The organism is Gottschalkia acidurici 9a, from assembly GCF_000299355.1.
Classification (GTDB): Bacteria; Bacillota; Clostridia; order Tissierellales; family Gottschalkiaceae; genus Gottschalkia; species Gottschalkia acidurici.
In genome coordinates this window covers 908,216-929,762 of record NC_018664.1, presented here as the reverse complement: position 1 = coordinate 929,762, position 21,547 = coordinate 908,216, and the positions used below count along the sequence as shown (strand labels likewise).

The following is a 21,547-nucleotide window of genomic DNA, read 5'->3' as shown; positions in this document are numbered from 1 at the left end:
TTACAATACGGAGGTTATTTTATATGAAAAAATTTAATTTTTTAAAAAACATTACTTTATTTTTAGGTCTACTTATCTTATTGGTAGGATGCAACAATAAAGGAGAAAAGGTTAGTAAAGTAGAGCCTATGAAAGTAGATTTTGAATCAAAAGAGTATGCAGGAGAAGGATTTACAGTTAATTATCCAAGTTCATGGGAAATTACGCCAAATCCCCTTGTTCCAAGTCAAGATATGTTCGTATTAGACAATCAAGATAAAAGTAGTAATTTTTTAGGTAATGTTATAATACAAATATCAAGTGACAAGCCAGAAGTTGAATCAGTAGATGAATATGTTGAAGAAATGAAAAAATTTATAGAATCTGAAGAGTCAGCAGATTCTCCCTTAACAGAATTTGTTAATGTAGAAAAAGTAACTTTAAGTAGTGGAGAAGTAGCTAAACTTGAAGCTGTAACGACTATTAATGATCTCAAAGTTAAGCAGATTCAGTTTCATGTATTCAATAAAGACAATTTAGCGACTATAACATACTCCAACCTTCCACAAAACTTTGATGTAGGTATAGAAGCTACTACATATATGGCTGATACATTCAAGTTTACAAAGTAAATTTATTAAACTTTAAAACTCACTTTATACATACATATAAGAATGTTATAAAGAAGCTAGCTATTAAAAATAGCTAATTTCTTTTATTTTTGTAGATGTTTATATTTTTTATACTAAATTATCTGTATTGAAATAATACTTAGAAAAGTTTATAACAAGTTCACTAGATATCTAATGTTTTTATAGTCCTGTAGAGAAACCAGAGCATTTATAGTGAGAAGTTTTTGTAAACATAAAAAATAACTAAAATATAGTCAAGTTTCCCTACTATTCAAAACTAATTTTTTAAATTTTTGATATATGTTCAGTATGATAAATATAAAAATAGATTTATTTGTAATCATCTTTTTCTTATTCAGACTTATTTTTTTTCATACTTTTCACTTTATCTAGCAAAATACCTTTTTCATTTAATTCAGGCTTATCTATAACTTTTTCTAAAAGTTTATTTAAAATTATACCAATTTCTTTACCTGGCTCTATCCCTATATCTATTAAGTCTCTACCGTTAATTGCTAAGTTTTTTAAGCTAAAGCACTGTTCTTGCTCTACAACTTCCTTATAAACCTCTTTTATTTTTTCTATGGTATCAAGCCTATCAATATATTCTATATTTTGTCCCTTTATATCTGCCTCTTTTAATTTTAATAAATCTAAAAATATATCTTCTCCTACTTGATTTAATGCTCTTCTTACGCTTTTTTCTCTTGGTTCTATAGGTCTATCATGATAATAAACTAATCTTTCAACTTTGTTTAATATATCATTGCTAAATCTTAATTCTTTTAAGAATCTTTTTGCTACCTTTGTACTCACTTTATTATGTCCATAAAAATGATCTATACCTTTTTCATCCGTAGTCCTACACTTTGGTTTTCCCATGTCGTGTAGTAATGCTGAAAGCTTTAACACTATATCATTATCCACACTATTCACTACCTTTATTGTATGTATGCCTACATTATACATATGGTATGGATGATTCTGCGGTGTCTCTAAACTCTCAGATAATTCAGGTAGTACGTCTTCTAGTAAAATTGACATTAATCTTATGTACTTTAGTCTATTATTCGATAGTAGAGTCTTAGTTAATTCCTCATTTATTCTTTCCTTACTAATGTTTCTAACTAAACTCTTATTTTTATCTATAGTAACTTTTATTGACTTTTCTATCTTCATATCTAGTTGATTTGCAAATCTCACTGCTCTGAAAGCTCTTAAGAAATCTTCTTTCATCCTATCTTCTGCATTTCCTACAGCTCTTATTATTCCTTCCTCCAAATCAACTCTTCCACCATAATTGTCTACAAGTCCTTTATTCGGATTATATGCCATTGCATTTATAGTAAAATCTCTGCGTTTTAAATCTTCATCTATTGACTTAGAAAAGTTGACTTTACTTGGCCTTCTTCCATCATTATAATCACCATCTGCACGATAAGTAGTTATTTCAAATGATTCATCATCTATTATAACTGTGATAGTTCCATATTCTATCCCTGTAGGTATTGTCTTATATCCCATAGACTCAAATATCATTATTATATTTTCAGGTACTGCATCCGTAGTAAAATCATAATCTTTTGGTTCTTTTCCAAGCAATTTATCTCTAACAGAGCCACCAACTAAAAATGCTTCATGATTATATGATTCCAATATTTCAAATACCCTTTGTACTTCATTTGGTAATTTAATGTTCATTTTTTTTTAATCTCCCCCTATAAATCGAATTATATTAATATTTCAATTTAAACTTCTCTATTTTCATGCTTCCATATTTAAAGTATTTTATACTTTCTTTATTTTTTTAAGTCTTTGTGTGCTTGTGTGAAATCCATAAAATAGTTAATAAAAGCTATTATAGTTAATACTACTGTAAGTGATATTAGTACTAAGCTCAGTATACTACTAATATTTGTTGCTACTATAAATATAGCAACATAGAATGATATCGTCGCTATTTTACCAAACTTATTTGCAGGTATTACAGTCTTGTCTCCAAAATAATACAAGAATATTCCTCCAAATATCATCAGTACCTCTTTTATACCTATTACAACTATAACCCACATAGGTATATAATCTTTAATAGTGAAACAAATCAGTACAGTAAGTTGCATAAGTTTATCAGCCAACGGATCTAATACTATTCCTAACTTAGTAACCATGTTATAAGTCCTAGCTATGTAACCATCTATTACATCTGTGACCCCAGCTATTGCAAATATCAGTGTTGAGTACATCAAACTATTCTCTACAGAAGAAAAAAACATAACTACAAATGCGGGTATTAAAAAAAATCTCATAGTTGTTATCAAATTTGGCAAGTTTGTCATATTTATCACACCTCTTATCATCCTACATAGTCTTAATATTAATTTTTCTCGTAATATAGTCTACATTATAACATACATTTTAAGTATTTTAGATAATTGATTTACATAATAAAACTTATTTCCTAGATATTAATCTTGTAACCATTGTTTTTTGTAAGAATATATTAAAATTAAGATTTTTTTAGTATTAGGAGGTTTTCTTATGTATAAAAAGAGATTATTATCTTTGCTTTTAATAGTTTTAATAATATCTAGCTTATTCTTGGTTGGTTGTCAGGAAAAAGGCAACTTAACTAAAGTTCGCCTTATAGAAGTTACTCACTCGTTTTTTTATGCACCTCAATATGTTGCTATGTCTAAAGGCTTTTTTGAAGAAGAAGGTATTAAGATAGAGCTAATTAATGGTAAGGGCGCTGATAAGTGTATGACTGCTCTTTTAAGTGGTGAGGCTGATATTAGTTTCATGGGATCAGAAGCTTCTATTTACGTTTATAATCAAGGTAAAGATGACTTCGCTATAAATTTTGCTCAATTAACTCAAAAAGATGGTTCCTTTTTAGTCTCTAGAGAAAAAGAAAAAAACTTTTCTTTCGATAATTTAAAAGGAAAGACTATAATAGGTGGGCGTATAGGTGGTATGCCTGAGATGACACTTGAATATGTGCTTAGAAAAAATGGAATAGATCCAAGTAAAGATGTTAAGCTACGTACTGATATTCAGTTTGATGTTATGGCTGGTGCTTTTGTAGGTGGGGAAGGAGACTATGTAGCACTCTTTGAGCCTATTGCAACCTCTATTGAAAAAGAAGGTAAAGGGCACATTGTTGCCTCAATAGGTGCAGAAGGTGGATATATTCCCTATACATCTTATAGTACAACTAAAGACTATCTAGCGAAAAATCCTGATACTGTTCAAAAGTTTACTAATGCCATTTATAAAGGAATGTTGTGGGTACAGTCTCACTCTCCTGAAGAAGTAGCAAGTGTTTTAAAAGAGCATTTTCCAGATGCTGATGAAGATACTTTATCTACTTTAGTTGCCAGATATAAAGATCAAGATACTTGGAAGCCAGATCCTGTAATGACTGAAGAAGGATTTGATCACATTCAGAATATTATGATAGAAGCTGGACAATTGGATAAAAAAGTTCCTTATGAGAGCTTAGTTATAACCGATTTTGCTAAAAAAGCTATAGAAAGCATTAAACTAGACGATATCAACAATAAATAAAGTTTTTTAAAAATAAAAATCAAGTAATATTTAAATATTACTTTGATTTTTATTTATTTTATGCCTAATTTGAAAATATCATTTCTTTTTAGTATAATCTAACTATTATTTATATATCTTATGAAGGAGCTTAATATGAAAAAATTTTTTCCATTGATCTTGTCTATAGCATTTGGAATTTCAGGATTTTTATATTTTAATAATAGTAACGTCTATAATTTTAAAGTAGAGAAAGTACATATATACACTTACGAAAATTATAAATCTAAAAGTCCTTCACCAACTATACTATTAAATAAAAAAGAACTTATAAATATACTCGTGAATACTATTAACTCTAGTAATAAAATTCAAGATACATTAAATTTAACTTCACCTAATTATGTGGTGGATATTTTATATTCTAAAAAGAAAAAAGATACTTTTTACCTATGGATAAGTGATAATTCTAATAGTGGAATATATGTAAATGCTAAAGATACTAGCAAGGGATATGCTATTTTGAAAGATGATACCAGCAAGTTAAAAACTTTGCTTTATAGATAACTTCTATTTACATATGATTGATTCTGTCATTCCGAATAAGTTAGTAAAATTTTACTTATTCAGAATGACAGTTTTTATTTTAGTACTTTCTTTCAATAAATCCTATCTTTTTATAAACTTTTCTTAGTGTTTTTCTAGCAACCTTTTCTGCTTTTTCCGCTCCCTTAGTGTAAACCAATTCTAACTGATCTTTGTTCTTTAAAAGATATTCTGCTTTTTCCCTAACTGGTCTTAATCCTTCTGCTACTACTTCAGCTAAATCTTCTTTAAATACACCATAACCTTTACCTTCATATTTATTTTGTATAGACTCTATGCTTTCTCCAGATAGTTTAGAGTATATAGTCATTAAATTCTTTACTCCTAATTGTTCATCATTATAACTAACTACTCCTATTGAGTCTGTAACTGCTCTCTTAATTTTTCTCTTAATAGTATCTGCATCGTCTAATAAAAGTATAAATGCATTTGCATCACTATCTGATTTTGACATTTTTTTAGTTGGTTCTTGTAAACTCATTATTCTAGAACCAAATTTAGATATCATTGGCTCTGGAACTTTGAATGTTTCACTATATCTACTATTAAATCTTTCTGCTAAGTCTCTAGCTAACTCTATATGTTGTTTTTGATCATCACCAACTGGAACTGCATCTGTTTGATAAAGTAATATATCTGCAGCCATTAATACAGGATATGTAAAAAGACCTGCATTTAAGTTTGCTTCACTTTTTTCAGATTTTTCTTTATACTGAGTCATTCTATTCAGTTGTCCCATATATGTCATTGTATTTAATACCCAGCTTAATTCTGCATGCGCACTTACATGGGACTGAATGAATAGTGAACTTTTCTCTGGATCAATTCCACAAGCTATATATAATGCCAATACTTCTAATGTATTTTTTCTTAAATTTTTTGCCTCTTGTGGAACTGTTATTGCGTGTTGATCTACTACACAAAAGTAACAATCATTTTCTTCTTGTAAATTTACCCAGTTTTTTAGAGCTCCTAGATAATTTCCTAATGTTAGTGCTCCAGAAGGCTGTATCCCACTGAATATAATTTTCTTTTCCGTCATATTATCATCTCCTATTAACTTTCATATAAAAAGACTTTCATCATTATAGTTATGATGAAAGTCTAAAATTTAAAATTATTTTATTATTTACTATTATACAACAGTGTGAAGATTTGTAAAATACATAAATAACGATTTAATCTACGTTTATATTGTATCTCTAAAGAATAACTATTCTATACTCATTTCTTTTATATACTTTCTTTTATTCTATCTGTACGCTGCTTCATTATAACTCCTAGCCCTAAAAATCCAATAAGAATTATTGATAATACTAATATATCTTTTCTTACTACCATTTTATCCGCCCCTAATCCTAACTCTCTTAAGGCTGATATTGAATAGGTAAATGGTAGTAGTGGATTTGCATTCTTAAAGAATCCTGGTAAAAGTTCTTTTGGGAATGTTCCTCCCGAAGATGTAAGTTGTAAGAGTAACATTATAACTACACCAAGTCTTCCTATATCCCCCAATAAAAATACTAAAGTCATAGATATAGAAATAAATACCCATGATAAAAATATATTAAATCCTATATAAGGTAATATATTAGGTGGATGTAGTCCTAGTTTCATAACAGCTAAACTTAATAAAATAGCTTGAAATACTCCTATAATGCAACAGAAAAGATATTTTCCAAGCATTACTGATGAAGCTTTTACATTCCCTAAACTATTATCAACTTTATCGTTTATTATAAAGAACAACATCAATGCTCCCATCCATAATCCTAGTGATACAAAGTTTGGAGCAAGACCAACACCATATTTATCTACATCATATAATGCAGTATTATCCATATTCACGGGCTTTGATACAAAATTACTCATTTTTTCTTTATCTGTTACTAGCTTATCTGATAATTTTTTTTCTCCATCTAAAAGATTCGAATTTAGTTTATCAGACCCTTCATAAAGTTTACCTACACCATCTTTAAGTTCTGGAATTTTTCCACTTAAGGTTTGTGCCCCATCTTTCAATTGTAGAGAACCTTCATATAAAGCCCCTACTCCATTTTGCATTTCTTTAGTCTTTTTATTCATTGTGTCTAGTCCTGAATATAAGTTTTCAGAGCCATTATATAGTTCATTAACACCTGTCTGTAACTTACTTACTCCACTTGTGGCTTGTCCTATTCCATCTGATATAGTATATATTCCTTGATACAAGCTAAGTGCTGTCTTTAACTCTAAAAGGCTAGCATCAAGACCTAGCATACCTTGAGATAGTGTCTTAATATTAGTATCTAAAGCTTTAAGACTCTCTGTAGTTCCGTAATTAGGCATGTTTTTTATTTCATCAGATATCTTTTCTAAATCCTTTCCTGAAGTATATATACTAGATACTGGTGAATCTGGATTAGTTCCATTAAGGATAGCTGATAGCTTTAATAGTAATTCTTCACTATTACCTTTATTACTATTAGACTTTATACTACTTAATATGGAATTTAAACTGTTTATATTATTTATATCTCTTTGTAAGCTCGATTTCATTTCGCTTGAAATGGGAATATTTTTAGAATCAATTATCTGCCCTATTTGAGTGATACCAGCAGATAATTGTGATATCCCATTAGATAAATCATTATTACTTGTTAATCCATTGTACACTTGATGAGCTATTCGGTTTTTCATTTTATCAGATCCACTTTTTATAGCAGGTAGTCCTTTATCTTTGTTATTTAGATTATCCATACCTTGTGATAATTGTGATAACCCTAACTTAAGTTGATTTGAACCATCTTTGAGTTTCTCCGTTCCATCTATCATTTGTGGTATTTTATTATTTAATTCTCCAATCCCTAAACTTATACTATTAGCTCCATCTGCAAGACTTTCTACTCCATTTGATAATTGTGGCATCTTTCCATTCATAGTTAAAATACCATCTTTCAAAAGTGTACTTCCATCAGATGCTTTTTTAAATCCATCTCTCAATTCACTTAAATTATCCATTACTAATTCTGTGAATTTAATACTTGTTTTTTCTCTTATTCCTTTTTCTATAGCATCTGAAGCTTTATCTGTAATAATCCCAACTATATAGTTTTTCTTTTTATTAGTTTCAAATATAACTTTAGGTTTATTTATTTTTCCTTTTTCAACATCTAATAGTTGATTAGTAAAATTTTCAGGTATTACTACCATAGCAAAGTATTTGTCACCTTTAACTCCTTTTTCTGCGCTTTCTACAGTCTTTACAAATTTCCAACCTAAGCTGTCGTTACCTTTTAAATTATCTACTAGTTCGTCTCCAAAATTATATAATTTATTTTCTCTGTTTGCACCCTTATCAAGATTTACTACTGCAACCGGTATGTCTTCTGTATTTCCATATGGATCCCAGAAAGCTGCTAAATATAATCCACCATAAGCAAGTGGCATTAGCGTAATTACGATTAAGGCTATTATCAAATACTTGCTTTTTTTAATATTTTTAATCTCACTTAAAAACACTTTCAAAAAGTCCATGTATATAATCTCCTTTTACTTTAGCTTAAAAATAGTTTATTATTTGTGTTTATCCAGCTGAGTTTTCTTTTACTACTATTATCTCTACATCTAGTGAATTTAAGAATCTTTCAAACCATTCATATCCGATTTTTACAAATCTGTCTTTACTGTATATTATTACTCTTCTTATTTCATTGTCTCTGCATCTCTCTATTATTTCATTCCATTTTTCTCGGTTAAAATTAAATCCACTTCCTACTTCTTCATATACTTCATCTACTATAATATTATTATCTTCAGCATATTGTTTTAATGTCTCTACCTGTTTTTTTAGTCCATCCTTTATTCTATTTCTTAGTACTCTAGCATAGATTACAGTCTTACCTCTATTTTCTTCATTAAACGAACGCCTTATAAACTCTAAGTACTGCTCGTACTTATAGTACCTCCTATCTGTTGGTGTACGGTATGCTTTTAATATACCGTCATTATCCCATCTTTGTAACGTTTTAACTGATACATTTAATAGTTTTGCTAACTCATTTGGTTTCAAAATGTCTCTTTTCATTTTTTTATTATAGCACAAAATATACATTTGTCTATGTTTTTGGACATTAAAAAAATCTTCATAAGTATACTCTTTTATCATACTCATGAAGATTTTTACTATTGGTATTAATCTTTTAATAGACCCGAAAACTGCTCTACGTCTGCTGTTGGGTCATTGCATGTAAAATTCTTGCAAATATATGCTGTAGTTTTATCTTCTACTTTTTTATAGTCTTTTAGCCTTGGTATAACGTTTAATTCTTCTTCACTATTATTACTTAGTACAACTGTTGTAAACGGTGTAAAATTGTCATTTACTTTATCTATCATTTCTTGAGTATCAGAGTCATTTTTATTACCTAATATAACTATCTCCTGAGTTGAAACTATATTGAACAAACAAGACATTAGTAGATAAGAATGACCTATTACAGTATTTTTTACGTTTCCTCCAAATGCTTTTAATATCGCTTTGCTCTTCTCCTCTAAAGAAGGATCTTCTAAAATCTTAGATAACCTTATTAAGTTTAAAGATGCCACTGAGTTCCCTGAAGGTTGAGCACCATCATAAATTTCTTTATGCTGTAATACTAGTTGTTCACTATCTTTTCCGTATATGAATAATCCACCTTCATTATCATCCCAAAATAGATCTAACATATCTTGATTTAGCTTTATAGCTTTTTCTAGATACTCCATTTTAAAAGTACTCTGATAAAGTTCTATAAGCCCGTGAACCAAGTATGCATAGTCTTCTAAATATGCTTTGTACTTAGTTTCTCCATCTCTATATCTAGCTAGTAACCTACCCTCTCTATCTATAAGATTTTCTAATATAAAGTTAGCACTTCTTTCAGCTCTCTCTATATATTTATCATCTTTAAATACTCTTCCACCCAGGGCTAAAGCTCCTATCATAAGTCCGTTCCATGATGTAAGTATCTTATCATCTTTATGAGGATAGACTCTTTTGTTTCTATATGTGTATAGTTTTTTTATACAAGCTCTTAGTCTTTCTTGCAAAACACTGTTTGTGTCCATATTAGGTAGCCCTGTTATTATTAAATTAGGTATGTTTTTTCCTTCAAAGTTACCATCATAAGTTATGTCATAGTAATGTGCAAATAGTTCTGAATCTTCGAGCCCTAATTGTTCTGATATTTCACTATGGTCAAATAAGTAGAATTTTCCTTCTACACCTTCTGAATCAGCATCTATAGCAGAATAAAATCCTCCTTCTTCTGAAGTCATTTCTCTTTCTATAAATTCAAATATTTTTTCTGCGATTTCCTTATATAAATCTCGCTTTGTAATTTGATATGCTTCTATATATGCAACTGCAAGTAGTGCATTGTCATATAGCATTTTTTCAAAATGAGGAACTAACCATTTTTCATCTACAGAATATCTAGCAAATCCATAACCTATATGATCAAATATTCCACCTTTGTACATTGATTCTAATGTTTTTTCTACTACTTCTAAGGCACTTTCATCTCCCTTGACTTTATAATATCTAAGTAAAAAGTTAAGGTTATGCGGTGTAGGAAACTTTGGTGCTTTACCAAATCCACCATACTCAGGATCAAAAGAGTTTTTAAGTAAGTTGAATGCATTCTCTATGTCTTCCATATCTAAATTACCTTGTTCACTAGCAACTATATTTGTTTTCATAAATTCTAATATTTCTTCACTTGAATTTATAAGATCATCTTTATTGCTTTTCCATTTTTCATTTACTTTGTTTAAGAGCTCTATTATTCCTATCCTTCCATGCATGCTATGCTTTGGATAGTATGTTCCCGCTATAAACGGTTTTTTATCTGGTGTCATAATAATAGTCATAGGCCATCCACCACTTCCAGTCATAGCCTGACAAAAGTTCATATATATACTGTCTATATCTGGTCTTTCTTCTCTGTCTACTTTTATAGATATAAAGTATTTATTTAAAACTTCTGCTACCTCATCATCTTCAAAAGATTCTCTTTCCATTACATGACACCAATGACAAGTCGAATATCCGATACTTAAAAATATTGGCTTATCTTCTTGCTTCGCTTTTTCAAAAGCTTCTTCATCCCATGGATACCAGTTTACTGGGTTGTATGCGTGTTGCAATAGATAAGGACTTTTTTCATTAATAAGTCTATTGGTTTTAACATTTGAATTCATATGTATCAACTCCTAGGTTAGTTATTATCATAGTTATAATGTCCTTTTGATTATTAAATTATTAGTAGGTATAAAAAATAGAGGTTACTTATATACTTTTAGTATTTAAGTTTCCTCTATTAATTAAAGTTAATATGTTATTGAGTTTATTGTACCTATAATATCTATCATATATGCTATTTTTAAGTAATTAACACATGTTTCAGTTACCAAACTTAACAAATCTAACAAGTAAAATATCTTATTCTTGGACTAACAAACTAGCATTTAGTAAGTTAACACTTTTCACTTTTTTCTGAGTATCTTTTTTACCAATACGTCCCTTACTTACTATACCGCCTGATAAAATACCTTTTTTCTTCAAAGATTCAACTGCTTTGCCTAAGTCATCTGCATTTATTCCATAAACTTGCTCATATCTTGCAACGTTTATTAGTTCTTTATCTTCTTTAAACTCTTCTATTACTAAAGTTTCTATATCCATTTATTCTCACTCCTATTCTATATACCCGACCACCTGACCTCTATAGGATAAATCACCATTATTTATTATATCACTTTTAAGCAATATAATCTCTTTTTAATAAAGGTCATTTGAAATTTACTTATATGTATATATATTTTTTTACATAGTAAAAACACCTAACTATTTTGTAATAATATATTAAGTTCCTAACACCTATAATTTTTCTTGTTTTATTTTTTCTTTTAACTGCTACAGTATGCCCTACAATTTTATTAAAATAACCTGTTGTGCTAGTAAAGTCGTAAGAATGTTGAAAATACTATATTGATATTTTTTTATGTGAATAACTTAGTATGCTTAAGCCTGTAATTTTAGCATAAGTAATCAACTAGCACAACGAGTTAAATTATTACCTTAACTATATTTCTGGTATTTTGTCTTCTTTAACTGGAGTTCCTAAATCACTTGTTTTTTGAATCTTTAATTATCTTTCCATCACTTATAGTTATTATTCTATCTGCAGTTTCTGCTATCTCATCATTATGAGTTATCATAACTAGAGTTTGATTAAATTCTTTTACGCACATTTTAAATATATCCATTACTTCTCTAGTTGTCTTTGAATCTAAATTTCCTGTTGGCTCATCTGCAAATATTATAGAAGGTTTATTTGAAAGTGCCCTTACTATTGCAGCTCTTTGTTGTTGTCCCCCTGAAAGTTCGTTTGGAAACTTCATTATTTGTGACTTTAAACCAAAATTTTCTATAAGTTCATCTATATACTGTTTGTCCACTTTGTTTCCATCTATTGAAGCTGGAAGTATTATATTATCATATACATTTATTACAGGAATAAGGTTATAGCTTTGAAACACAAACCCAAATTCCTGTCTTCTTATTTTTGATAATTCATCATCTTTTAAAGTATAGATATCTATATCATCTAAATATACCTTTCCTGATGTTGGTTTATCAAGTCCTGCTATACAATGTAAAATTGTACTCTTACCTGATCCACTTGCACCGATTATAGATGTAAATTTATTTGATTCTATCTCAACACTTACACCATCTAACGCATGAACTTCATTTTTTCCTTTTCCGTAGATTTTCTTTAGATTATTTGCTTTTAATTTTTTCATAACTTCTTACCTTACCCCTCATAAATTATCGTCATCAACTTTTCATAATTTTTTATTATATAAGTAATACACTATAACTTTTATATCATTAGACATTCTTTTTACCCCATATTGATAAGATATTAATTATTCATTTTTTGAAATTCCTTCAGTTATATTAAGATTTTCAATTTTATCTTTAGAAATATATACTGCAATAAAACACATTATAATAGAAACTATAAAGACTGTTAGTATCTGCTTAAAAGGGATGACATATGAAACAGTTTGAGTATAACCCGCTTCTAAACTTGCACTATTTATTCCTGAAATGCCTTTATAACAGATATATATTCCAATAATTGCAGCCAATGCTGAAGTAATAATACCATACATATTAGATTCAAGTAGTATTATCTTCTTTAAACTTTTAGTACTCATCCCAATCGCTCTTAAAATTGATAATTCTTTTATCTTTGAAACAATATTACTTCTCACAATAACAATGATATTTACGGATAATATTAGAATCATTAAAGTCTGGTATATTATACCTAGTTTCTTTTCTGAAGTTCGCACTGTATACTTCTTATCTTCATTTTTACCACCTACTAAAGAAAAAGAATAGTCTTTAACCATTTGTTCTATTTTTTCTTCAACTGGCTCTAACTTGCCATCATCAACCATCACAAAAAGTTTATTATAATTTTGTTGATTAGTTAATTCTTTATAATCTTCTTCCCTAAAAATTACCTGTCCACCTAAAAATTCAGGATCACCATCTTGAGTTGCGATATAAGAATTCTTCATTATGCCTGCAACCTCTACTTTAAATTTTTCATATTTCTCTAGTCCATCTCTATAAATAGGTAATTTTATTTCTAAAATATCTCCAACTTTTACATCATTAATAACTTCTGTTGAATATGAATCAATGACTCTAGAGTAAATGTTGTTAACTAATATTACTTTTTTATAATCTCCTGAACTAACATCAATTATATTTTTTCCTTTATCCACAAATGAGTCTATATTTTTTAATAAATTATCATTATAGCCTTTTACAAGTAGTGGATATTCTTTATCATAATCAGAATCATATTTTTGATCTCTTTGCTTTAATTCATTTATTAAATCACTAGATACTTTCTCCTTATTAATTGATAAAAAACTGTCTTTGTTATAAAAAATAGGTTCGGCTTTTTTTACACCCTTTTCTTTTTTTATTTTTTGTATAATAGTATCATTTATATTATAAAATATATCCTCTGTGTTTCTAATGTTTCCAGTTAAGGTTATATCAATATTTCCATATGAAATAGGCCTCAGTCCACTTGTTATATTAGTTTTAAGTTTCATTAGATCATTAATAACAGACGTTTCTATAAACAGTACTCCAACTAAACACATTGCTGTAATTGTTAAAATAGTTCTTGATTTATTTCTCCATATATTTCTATTTACAAATTTAATCAATACATTTCCACCAGTCTTTTCCTTTCCACTAAAGCTTTTTCTTGATCTTTTTTCATATTTATCACTTTTCTTTATAGAATCAATTATAGACATTTTTAATGATTTTCTAACTATTATAAAGTTTGAAATTGTTACTGCTATTATTGAAACTAAGAAAGAATAAAGTATACTCATTTTGTCTATGGATAATGTTGAACTATATCCATAAACTATCCTAACACCTATATATGAAAAAATCGATCCAGCTAACATACCAATTAATGTTCCAACTATTATATAAATTAAACTTAATACTCTGAACATTCGCTTAATTTTTTTATTTGGCATACCAATAGCTCTTAGCATTCCAATTTGATTTATCATATCTGCTAATATAATATTAAGTACATTGTACATCACAAGACTGGATACAATAATTAAAATAATTGAGTTTTGAATATTCTCTATGCTATATTTTGATGCTAATTTGTTGTATTCTGCTTGCTTTACCTCAATATTATAGTATAAGTTATATTCATGGAGATTTAATTCTTTATACATTTTATTTACAAACTGAGATTTGTTCTTCTCATCTTTAAGATACAAGTTCCCTTTATATTTATCTTCTATTTTTGATATTGGTAACTTAGATTCTTCAGTAATAAAAGCTTGTGACTTAAAACCATTTAATGCTTCATAATATTTATCAGGTTTATGTAATAAACCAACTATTTTAAATTTCTTATTACCACTATCTATTTGTGGAATATTATTTTTATCTAAATATTTATTTAATAACATTAAATCAATATCTTTATTTAATGGATCTTTAATTCCCATTTGTTGAATTGCTTTTTCTTCTATTACAATTTCTCCATCTTTCATTGGTTCTCTTCCTATAAACTTATAATTAAGAGAATCAATATACTCTCTATCATATGTATTTAGATCGAGTGTAACTCCATTATTTGTATTAACTATTTCACATAAATATTTAACACCAATTAACTTTTTTATTTCTTTCTGTTCTTCTAACTTTTTAACTGTATTTTTATCGAGATCATCAAAAAATAAAGTATAATCTCCATGTAAGTTTTTTGCTTCTCTCATCTGACTATCATATCCTGAATCCCTAATTACAAACATTGAAAAAATCAACATAACTGCTAATCCTATACCGGATAAAACTGCTATTGTTTTTTCTTTTTGCCTTTTCATATAAGAAAGAGCTAATTTAATTGTTATCAAATCTCTCACTCCTTTATAAAAACAATATATGCGAGCAACTAATTTTAAAAATGAATCACCTGCTTATGAATATCAACTGACTAACAACGGCTTTTTAACAATATTAGTAACACATACCACCTTTTCGAGTTTGATTAACACAATCTCTTAAACAGTCAACTACTCCAGGAATTTTATCTTTATACGGATCATTAGATTTTATTTCTACATCTTCAAGTTCAATCTGGTCCTCAATTATGCTAACTTATAATTTTTTTCTTTCATATCAGTCCCCCTTTCTTCAACTCTATATAGCTCGTTGCAAAACTCTACAACTTACATAAATATTGTATTTAAATCTATAGAAATGACTAAGTTTCTCCCATTTTAGGTATATATACATTGCCTAGATGTGTATGACTCGAAACAAAAAAGAAAGGAGAAGATTTATGCCAGCTCCAGCTAAGCAATTAAACCTTTATGATATTTCTAATGATTTTGAAAAATTTTTTAATTAAAATCAAAGTAACTTGACCTGTTGTGATAGTTAAAATTAATCATCTATAAGGAAAATACGGTAATGCATAAAGTTAGACTAATCTTAGGAATTTAGAGTCAACATATATGGGTTATTCATCCAAATACTAATTCTTTGATATTTGCTAAATTAACAGTCTTGTTTAAACATTTATTAATAAAGTAGCAAATATTATGACCTAAAATTTTAGTTCTTAGTCTTGTAATTAAGCCTCATAGAGACTTAGCTTTAAAATTTAACTGTCTAAAGGTCTTTAGAAATTGAGACTTACTGTTATTTCTTTTCATAGAAATTAACTCTATTTCTTTTTCCTATTTTAACTCCAGGGCCAATTTTTCACCTGTATAACCTTTATGTCCTGTAATGGTTAAAGAAATTATAGGATGAAACTAAATCCCAAACAGCACTAGGGTCACCCTTACTAGCATCTGTTAAAACAAAGTCTGTAATGTAACCATCTAAAATAAATAACATGTGAATCTTAAAACCAAGATAGGTCTCTTTTTTAGATGGACATTTACCATAAGTGGTATACCCTTAAATGCCTTATGAAATACAGCTCTACCAAATTTACAAACGGGTATAGGTATACTATCAATAATCCTATGACTGTTACTAGTATATCCAAGTTTAGAAGAAAGCTTTTTTCTAATTTCATCTAAAATGGAATGTAGATTTCTATGTGTTTTGTTAAATCTAGTTCTATTACAAAACTTTGGGAATATATCTCTTAGGTTTTTTCTACAAAAGTTAAACCAAGTTTTTTCAGAGTTTATAGACAGTACTTCACCTACGATACCGGTTGTGATAATTTCACTATCAGATAATTTTGAATAGTTAATATTTTTACGTGATTAAATGTATTCTGGAGTAAATTCTTGGTACAGATCATCAATGACTACATAAGTTACCAAGAAAAGATCCTTTAGACTTTCTAATTCTTTTATAGAATATTTATATAGCTCTAGCATATATTATCATCCTATCTTGATTTCGTTGTTGGCATCAGTGGTAGGTTACCATAATTGTTAAAGTTTTTTATTAGTAAGTTTCACTAGCACAACGGATTAAATTAGGATAATAATTAAATGACATTTACATTCTCATTTAGTTTACAGTATAATAAATATACTTAAAATATTAATACATATGATTATCATATGTTTACCTGTGCTCTTGAAATAACCTTGCCATCACTAATACTTATAATATTATCTGCACTATTCGCAATTTCATTATTATGAGTTATCATAACCAATGTCTGTTTATACTCATCTACGCAAGACTTTAGTAAGTTTATAACTTCGTCAGTAGTTTTACTATCTAAGTTTCCGGTAGGCTCATCTGCAAATATTATTGAAGGTTTATTAGCAAGTGCTCTTGCAATAGCTACCCTTTGTTGTTGTCCACCTGACAGTTCATTTGGGTATTTATTTATTTGAGATTCTATTCCTAATTTAACTATTAAATCATCTATATAGTTTTTATCTATTTTTCCTCCATCAAGTAAAATAGGCAAAACTATATTATCATAAACATTCACAACCGGTATTAAATTAAAGCTTTGAAATATAAATCCAAACTCTTTCCTTCTTATTTTTGACAGCTTGTCATCATTTAAAGTATATAAATCTAAAGCATCTATAAATACTTTTCCATAAGTAGGTTTATCAATCCCCGCCATACAGTGAAGCAATGTGCTTTTACCCGAACCACTTTGGCCAACTATAGATGTAAATTTTCCAGGTTCTATTTCTAAATTTATACCATTTAGTGCATATACTTTATTATTATCTTTACCATATACCTTCTCTATATTTTTAACTATTAATTTCTTCATAGCTCCGTCTCCCTTATTTTTATCTTATACTTTCTAAACTTAATCATTTTCTGAAATTCCCTCTGTTATTGCTCCTTCTATCTTATCCTTAGATAAATATACTGATATAAATCCTATAATTATAAAAATTGCAAATAATATAAGTATCTGATTTAAAGGAATTTTATAGGCTATAGCTCTTTCAAAACTTCCCGCTCTAAGAATTTTATTCGCTCTTAAAATCCCTAAATTATTATTTATAGTTGCAATTATAGCCCCTATAATAGAAGCAACTACTCCATAAAACTCACTTTCAATTATCAAGGTTTTTTTAATATCCTTAATACTCATTCCCAACGCTCTTAACGTTGATATTTCTTTTCTTCTTGCAATTATATTACTTCTCATAATAAAAATACTATTAACGCAAAGTATAAGTAAAATTAAGCACTGATATATCACTGCAAGTCTATCCTCTGAATTTTGCTGAGCTCCAATAAATTGTAAATCTTCACCTTTACCTCCAATAGATGTGTTTGCATAATTCTTTGTTAACTCTTCTAATTCTTTTTCAACAGAATATATTTTACCTTTCTTAGTCATCACATATAGCTTATTATAATCTTTTTGATTAGTTAATTCTCTATAATCATCTTCCCTAAATATAACCTGTGCTCCATCTGCACCAACATTTCCATCTTGTGATGCTGCATAAACTTCCTTCATAATCGCACTAACCTCAACCTTTATATTTTCATACTTTTCTATATTATCTTTATATACAGGTATTTTGATGTCTATAATATCTCCAACCCTTGCATCTTCAATAACCTTAGCTTCAAATGAGTGTGTAACTAGGGAGTTAGTATTGTTTACTAGTATAACTTTTTTGTACTGTCCTTCTTTTGTATTTATCAAGTTTTCTCCTACTTCAATAAAAGACTCTCTACTCTTTAATAACTTATCACTATATCCTCTTATAAGAAGTGGATATTCATTATTATGTTCTTCTTGAAATAATTCATTTCTTCTGTTTAATTCATCTTGATAAGCTTTAGATATTTTATCTTTATAAAGTAAAATATATCCATCTAGACTAAAGAAATTAGGCTCTATACTTTCAACATCATCTATATTATTTATTTTTTCTAGCATATTTTTATCTAGTTTGTAAAATAAACTTTCCGTACCATTTAAACTACCGCTTACGGACTTATCTACACTTCCATAGGACATTCCCCAACTACCACCTGTTATACCTTCCTCTATGTTGTGCTTTAAGTGACTTTTAATACCAAAGTGAAGTATAAACATTGTACCAACCATAGTAATTGCAAGCATGGTTATAATAGTTCTAGATTTATTTCTCCATATGTTTCTATTCGCAATACTTTTGATTATGTTTCCATGTGTTGTATTTATTTTTATTTTCTTTAATTTTGACTTTCTTTCATACTTCTCACTACTTTTTATTGAGGTAATTATAGACATTTTCATAGCTTTTCTAATTACTATAAAACTACTTATTGATACTGATAATGTTGAAACTATAAAAGAATAAATTATACTTAAAGCTCTTATTGTTAGGGTAGTGCTGTATCCGTATACTAATCTTACTCCTATGTATGATAAAACTATTCCACATAACATACCAATCAAGGTTCCTAAAACTATATAAATAAGACTTAGCTTAACAAACATAAGTTGGGTTTTCTTCTTTGACATTCCAATAGCTCTCATGAGTCCTATTTGAATTATCATGTCTTTTAGTATAATATTGAAAATATTGTATATTACAAGGCTAGATACAATAACTAAAAGAATTATCTTTTTAATATTTTCCTTATTGTTAGTAGACATACTTTTAAATAATTTAGCAGTGCTAACCTCATCATTTTCACGCAAATAACTATAACTAAGATTTAGTTCTTTTTTCATTTTACTTAAAAATTTAGTGGTGTTTTTTTCATTTTTAAGGAATACAATTCCCTTGTAGGTATTCTCAGTTTTTAGTGGGTAATTTGCTTCCTTATATACATAGGCTTGAGCATTAAACCCACCCATAGAATTAGATGCTGAACTATAATATCTATCTGGCTTTTCAATTAGACCAACGATTTTAAAAGTTTTATTTACGCTATCTATTTGATTAGCACCCTTGTCATCCAGATATTTATTAATTAACATTAAATCAATATTCTTATTCAATGGGTCACTTATTCCCATTTGACTAATAGCTTCTTTTTCTACAACTATTTCTCCATCTTTTAAGGGCTCTTTTCCTACCATCTTATAGTTAAGGGATTCTATAAAGTCTATATCAAAGGAATTTACATCAACTTTAACACCATTGGTTTTGTTGACGGCTTCACAGAAATATTTAACTTTACTTGATTTTTTCACTTCATTATCATTTTCCAGTTTCTTAACTTTATCTATATCAATTCCTTCAAACCATACTTGATAATCTCCATGTAAGTCTTTTGCTTCTTGGATGTGAGAATCATATCCTGAATCACGAATTACAATCATTGAGAAAATAAGTATTACCGAAAGTGCTATACATGATAATAGTGCTATTGTTTTCCCCTTTTGTTTTTTCATATAAGCTATTGCTAATTTAAATGTAATCAAAACTTTCCCTCTCTTTCTTGTATTAAATCTTTACATAAAAAAATGCTACCTTCTTTGTGTAAAAGATAACATTTCTGAAAAATTGATTCAATATAAGTCCGACAAGTAGTCTTTTTTTACCGACAACTAGCATACTAAAGCTTAATTAATAAGTTTTATAAGTAAGTGACTGTATTATATTTTTATTCAATTGGTATATGAACAGTAGCTATAAATTTATACTCACTATCTTTTATTTTTAATTCTCCATTATATTTTTTTATTGAAGATTTTATACTATCTATGCCTATTCCATGAAAGAATTTATCTTTTTTAGAGGTAAAAATCCTATTATTTTTAATTATTATTTTATTGATTTTGCTGTTCTCACATCTAATTACATAGTATCCCTTTATAAAAGTACTTTTTATATTTATGTATTTTTCTACCTTATTATCGCAAATTTTATCACAGGCTTCAATTGCATTATCTATTAGATTTGAAAAAATACTACTTATATCTATCATCTCAATAAACTCACATTTACTAAAATCTATGCCTACATTAAAGTCTATATTATTTTCCCTACAAATTTTACTTTTTTCATATAATATAATATCTAAAAGTACATTTCCTGTATTATAAATATTTCTATTTTCTTTAACTTGATCTTCTATGTTATTAATATATTTATCTACATCTCCACTACTATTTTTTAAATATTTTATATTTTGTATATGGTTATTCATATCATGATAAACTTGTTTCATTTTCTCTTGTGATTCTTTAACCATTAAATAATACTTATACTGCATATCTAACTTTTCATTTACAAATTCTGATTCAGCTTTTTTTTGTGCTGATTTTATAGCGTTTAAAAACATCAGTATTAATAATACATTAACTATTAATAAAAGGTATGGAAATGTATTTTTGACCATTCCCGAAAACTTAAGCATATCTGAAACATGATAAAAATCTATTTTATTTTTAACTATCATATCGTATAAAGAACCTATATCTGTATAAGATTTATTTACAAATAAGATTATTAGTAAGTTAATTATAGTAGTTAGTATAATATATAAATAATATTTTTTATTTGTATATATTTTTTCAAATATATTAATGAAATATATTATTGTGAAAAAAATAAGAAAGCTAGTTATAAGAGTTATTTCTATTAGATACTTTAAATCTACATAATTAAGTAAACGTTGTAAAAACCAATAAATGCAACCTTGTATTAAAACATATACTAGACTATATATTATTGAGGTAGGAATGGACTTTTTAAAGTTAAATTTGTAATAGATTTTACAA

15 protein-coding genes and 1 pseudogene are annotated in these 21,547 nt (G+C 27.9%); 3 read left to right on the top strand and 13 right to left on the bottom strand.

What is annotated here, in order from left to right; all coding sequences use genetic code 11:
- The first annotated feature begins 23 nt into the window (after positions 1 to 23).
- Positions 24 to 611 (top strand): hypothetical protein, encoded by a 588-nt coding sequence (locus CURI_RS04145; RefSeq protein ID WP_014967030.1) that lies wholly within the window; start codon positions 24 to 26, stop codon positions 609 to 611.
- Between the two features lie 351 nt (positions 612 to 962).
- Here the strand turns inward: CURI_RS04145 and CURI_RS04140 are convergent, their stop codons facing one another.
- Positions 963 to 2,312: a CCA tRNA nucleotidyltransferase gene (locus tag CURI_RS04140; RefSeq protein ID WP_014967029.1), complete on the bottom strand. Its 1,350-nt coding sequence runs from the start codon at positions 2,310 to 2,312 to the stop codon at positions 963 to 965.
- A gap of 98 nt (positions 2,313 to 2,410) precedes the next feature.
- On the bottom strand, positions 2,411 to 2,947 hold the full coding sequence (gene pgsA / locus CURI_RS04135; protein ID WP_014967028.1) for a CDP-diacylglycerol--glycerol-3-phosphate 3-phosphatidyltransferase: 537 nt from the start codon (positions 2,945 to 2,947) through the stop codon (positions 2,411 to 2,413).
- A 202-nt stretch (positions 2,948 to 3,149) separates the two neighbouring features.
- Between pgsA and CURI_RS04130 the strand changes: the two genes are divergently transcribed.
- Both CURI_RS04130 and CURI_RS04125 read left to right on the top strand, forming a co-directional pair.
- Positions 3,150 to 4,178: an ABC transporter substrate-binding protein gene (locus CURI_RS04130; protein ID WP_014967027.1), complete on the top strand. Its 1,029-nt coding sequence runs from the start codon at positions 3,150 to 3,152 to the stop codon at positions 4,176 to 4,178.
- 135 nt (positions 4,179 to 4,313) lie between these two features.
- Positions 4,314 to 4,724, top strand: a complete 411-nt coding sequence (locus CURI_RS04125) for a YhfM domain-containing protein (protein WP_014967026.1) — start codon at positions 4,314 to 4,316, stop codon at positions 4,722 to 4,724.
- 79 nt (positions 4,725 to 4,803) lie between these two features.
- On the opposite strand, the gene trpS is transcribed toward CURI_RS04125, so the two are convergent.
- The 11 genes and pseudogenes from trpS to CURI_RS16065 form a co-directional block, all read right to left on the bottom strand.
- A complete protein-coding gene (gene trpS / locus CURI_RS04120) occupies positions 4,804 to 5,805 on the bottom strand; it encodes a tryptophan--tRNA ligase (RefSeq protein ID WP_014967025.1) in 1,002 nt (333 codons plus the stop codon).
- A gap of 191 nt (positions 5,806 to 5,996) precedes the next feature.
- On the bottom strand, positions 5,997 to 8,279 hold the full coding sequence (locus CURI_RS04115) for a YhgE/Pip domain-containing protein (protein ID WP_014967024.1): 2,283 nt from the start codon (positions 8,277 to 8,279) through the stop codon (positions 5,997 to 5,999).
- A gap of 49 nt (positions 8,280 to 8,328) precedes the next feature.
- Positions 8,329 to 8,814 (bottom strand): IS607 family transposase, encoded by a 486-nt coding sequence (locus CURI_RS04110; protein ID WP_187287419.1) that lies wholly within the window; start codon positions 8,812 to 8,814, stop codon positions 8,329 to 8,331.
- 122 nt (positions 8,815 to 8,936) lie between these two features.
- Positions 8,937 to 10,985, bottom strand: a complete 2,049-nt coding sequence (locus CURI_RS04105) for a thioredoxin domain-containing protein (protein WP_014967022.1) — start codon at positions 10,983 to 10,985, stop codon at positions 8,937 to 8,939.
- A gap of 241 nt (positions 10,986 to 11,226) precedes the next feature.
- Positions 11,227 to 11,469 carry a hypothetical protein gene (locus CURI_RS04100; protein ID WP_014967021.1) on the bottom strand — a complete coding sequence of 81 codons (243 nt, stop codon included), beginning with the start codon at positions 11,467 to 11,469 and terminating at the stop codon, positions 11,227 to 11,229.
- A gap of 443 nt (positions 11,470 to 11,912) precedes the next feature.
- Positions 11,913 to 12,593: an ABC transporter ATP-binding protein gene (locus CURI_RS04095; RefSeq protein ID WP_014967020.1), complete on the bottom strand. Its 681-nt coding sequence runs from the start codon at positions 12,591 to 12,593 to the stop codon at positions 11,913 to 11,915.
- A gap of 126 nt (positions 12,594 to 12,719) precedes the next feature.
- Entirely contained in the window at positions 12,720 to 15,284 is a 2,565-nt protein-coding gene (locus CURI_RS04090; RefSeq protein WP_228370454.1) for an ABC transporter permease, read from the bottom strand.
- A 603-nt stretch (positions 15,285 to 15,887) separates the two neighbouring features.
- A pseudogene (locus CURI_RS04085) lies at positions 15,888 to 16,763 on the bottom strand (IS982 family transposase).
- Between the two features lie 185 nt (positions 16,764 to 16,948).
- Positions 16,949 to 17,632, bottom strand: a complete 684-nt coding sequence (locus tag CURI_RS04080; RefSeq protein WP_014967018.1) for an ABC transporter ATP-binding protein — start codon at positions 17,630 to 17,632, stop codon at positions 16,949 to 16,951.
- Positions 17,633 to 17,671: 39 nt separating this feature from the next.
- Positions 17,672 to 20,245: an ABC transporter permease gene (locus CURI_RS04075; RefSeq protein WP_014967017.1), complete on the bottom strand. Its 2,574-nt coding sequence runs from the start codon at positions 20,243 to 20,245 to the stop codon at positions 17,672 to 17,674.
- A gap of 182 nt (positions 20,246 to 20,427) precedes the next feature.
- A complete protein-coding gene (locus CURI_RS16065) occupies positions 20,428 to 21,225 on the bottom strand; it encodes a sensor histidine kinase (RefSeq protein WP_228370453.1) in 798 nt (265 codons plus the stop codon).
- Positions 21,226 to 21,547 lie beyond the last annotated feature (322 nt).

What these genes read in the sequence shown, in the direction of transcription:
- CURI_RS04145 (WP_014967030.1), top strand. Translation starts at nt 24, where the DNA reads ATGAAAAAATTTAATTTTTTAAAAAACATTACTTTATTTTTAGGTCTA.
- CURI_RS04080 (WP_014967018.1), bottom strand. Translation starts at nt 17,632, where the DNA reads ATGAAGAAATTAATAGTTAAAAATATAGAGAAGGTATATGGTAAAGAT.
- CURI_RS04140 (WP_014967029.1), bottom strand. Translation starts at nt 2,312, where the DNA reads ATGAACATTAAATTACCAAATGAAGTACAAAGGGTATTTGAAATATTG.
- CURI_RS04130 (WP_014967027.1), top strand. Translation starts at nt 3,150, where the DNA reads ATGTATAAAAAGAGATTATTATCTTTGCTTTTAATAGTTTTAATAATA.
- CURI_RS04105 (WP_014967022.1), bottom strand. Translation starts at nt 10,985, where the DNA reads ATGAATTCAAATGTTAAAACCAATAGACTTATTAATGAAAAAAGTCCT.
- trpS (WP_014967025.1), bottom strand. Translation starts at nt 5,805, where the DNA reads ATGACGGAAAAGAAAATTATATTCAGTGGGATACAGCCTTCTGGAGCA.
- CURI_RS16065 (WP_228370453.1), bottom strand. Translation starts at nt 21,225, where the DNA reads ATGATAGTTAAAAATAAAATAGATTTTTATCATGTTTCAGATATGCTT.
- CURI_RS04095 (WP_014967020.1), bottom strand. Translation starts at nt 12,593, where the DNA reads ATGAAAAAATTAAAAGCAAATAATCTAAAGAAAATCTACGGAAAAGGA.
- CURI_RS04100 (WP_014967021.1), bottom strand. Translation starts at nt 11,469, where the DNA reads ATGGATATAGAAACTTTAGTAATAGAAGAGTTTAAAGAAGATAAAGAA.
- CURI_RS04115 (WP_014967024.1), bottom strand. Translation starts at nt 8,279, where the DNA reads ATGGACTTTTTGAAAGTGTTTTTAAGTGAGATTAAAAATATTAAAAAA.
- CURI_RS04125 (WP_014967026.1), top strand. Translation starts at nt 4,314, where the DNA reads ATGAAAAAATTTTTTCCATTGATCTTGTCTATAGCATTTGGAATTTCA.
- pgsA (WP_014967028.1), bottom strand. Translation starts at nt 2,947, where the DNA reads ATGACAAACTTGCCAAATTTGATAACAACTATGAGATTTTTTTTAATA.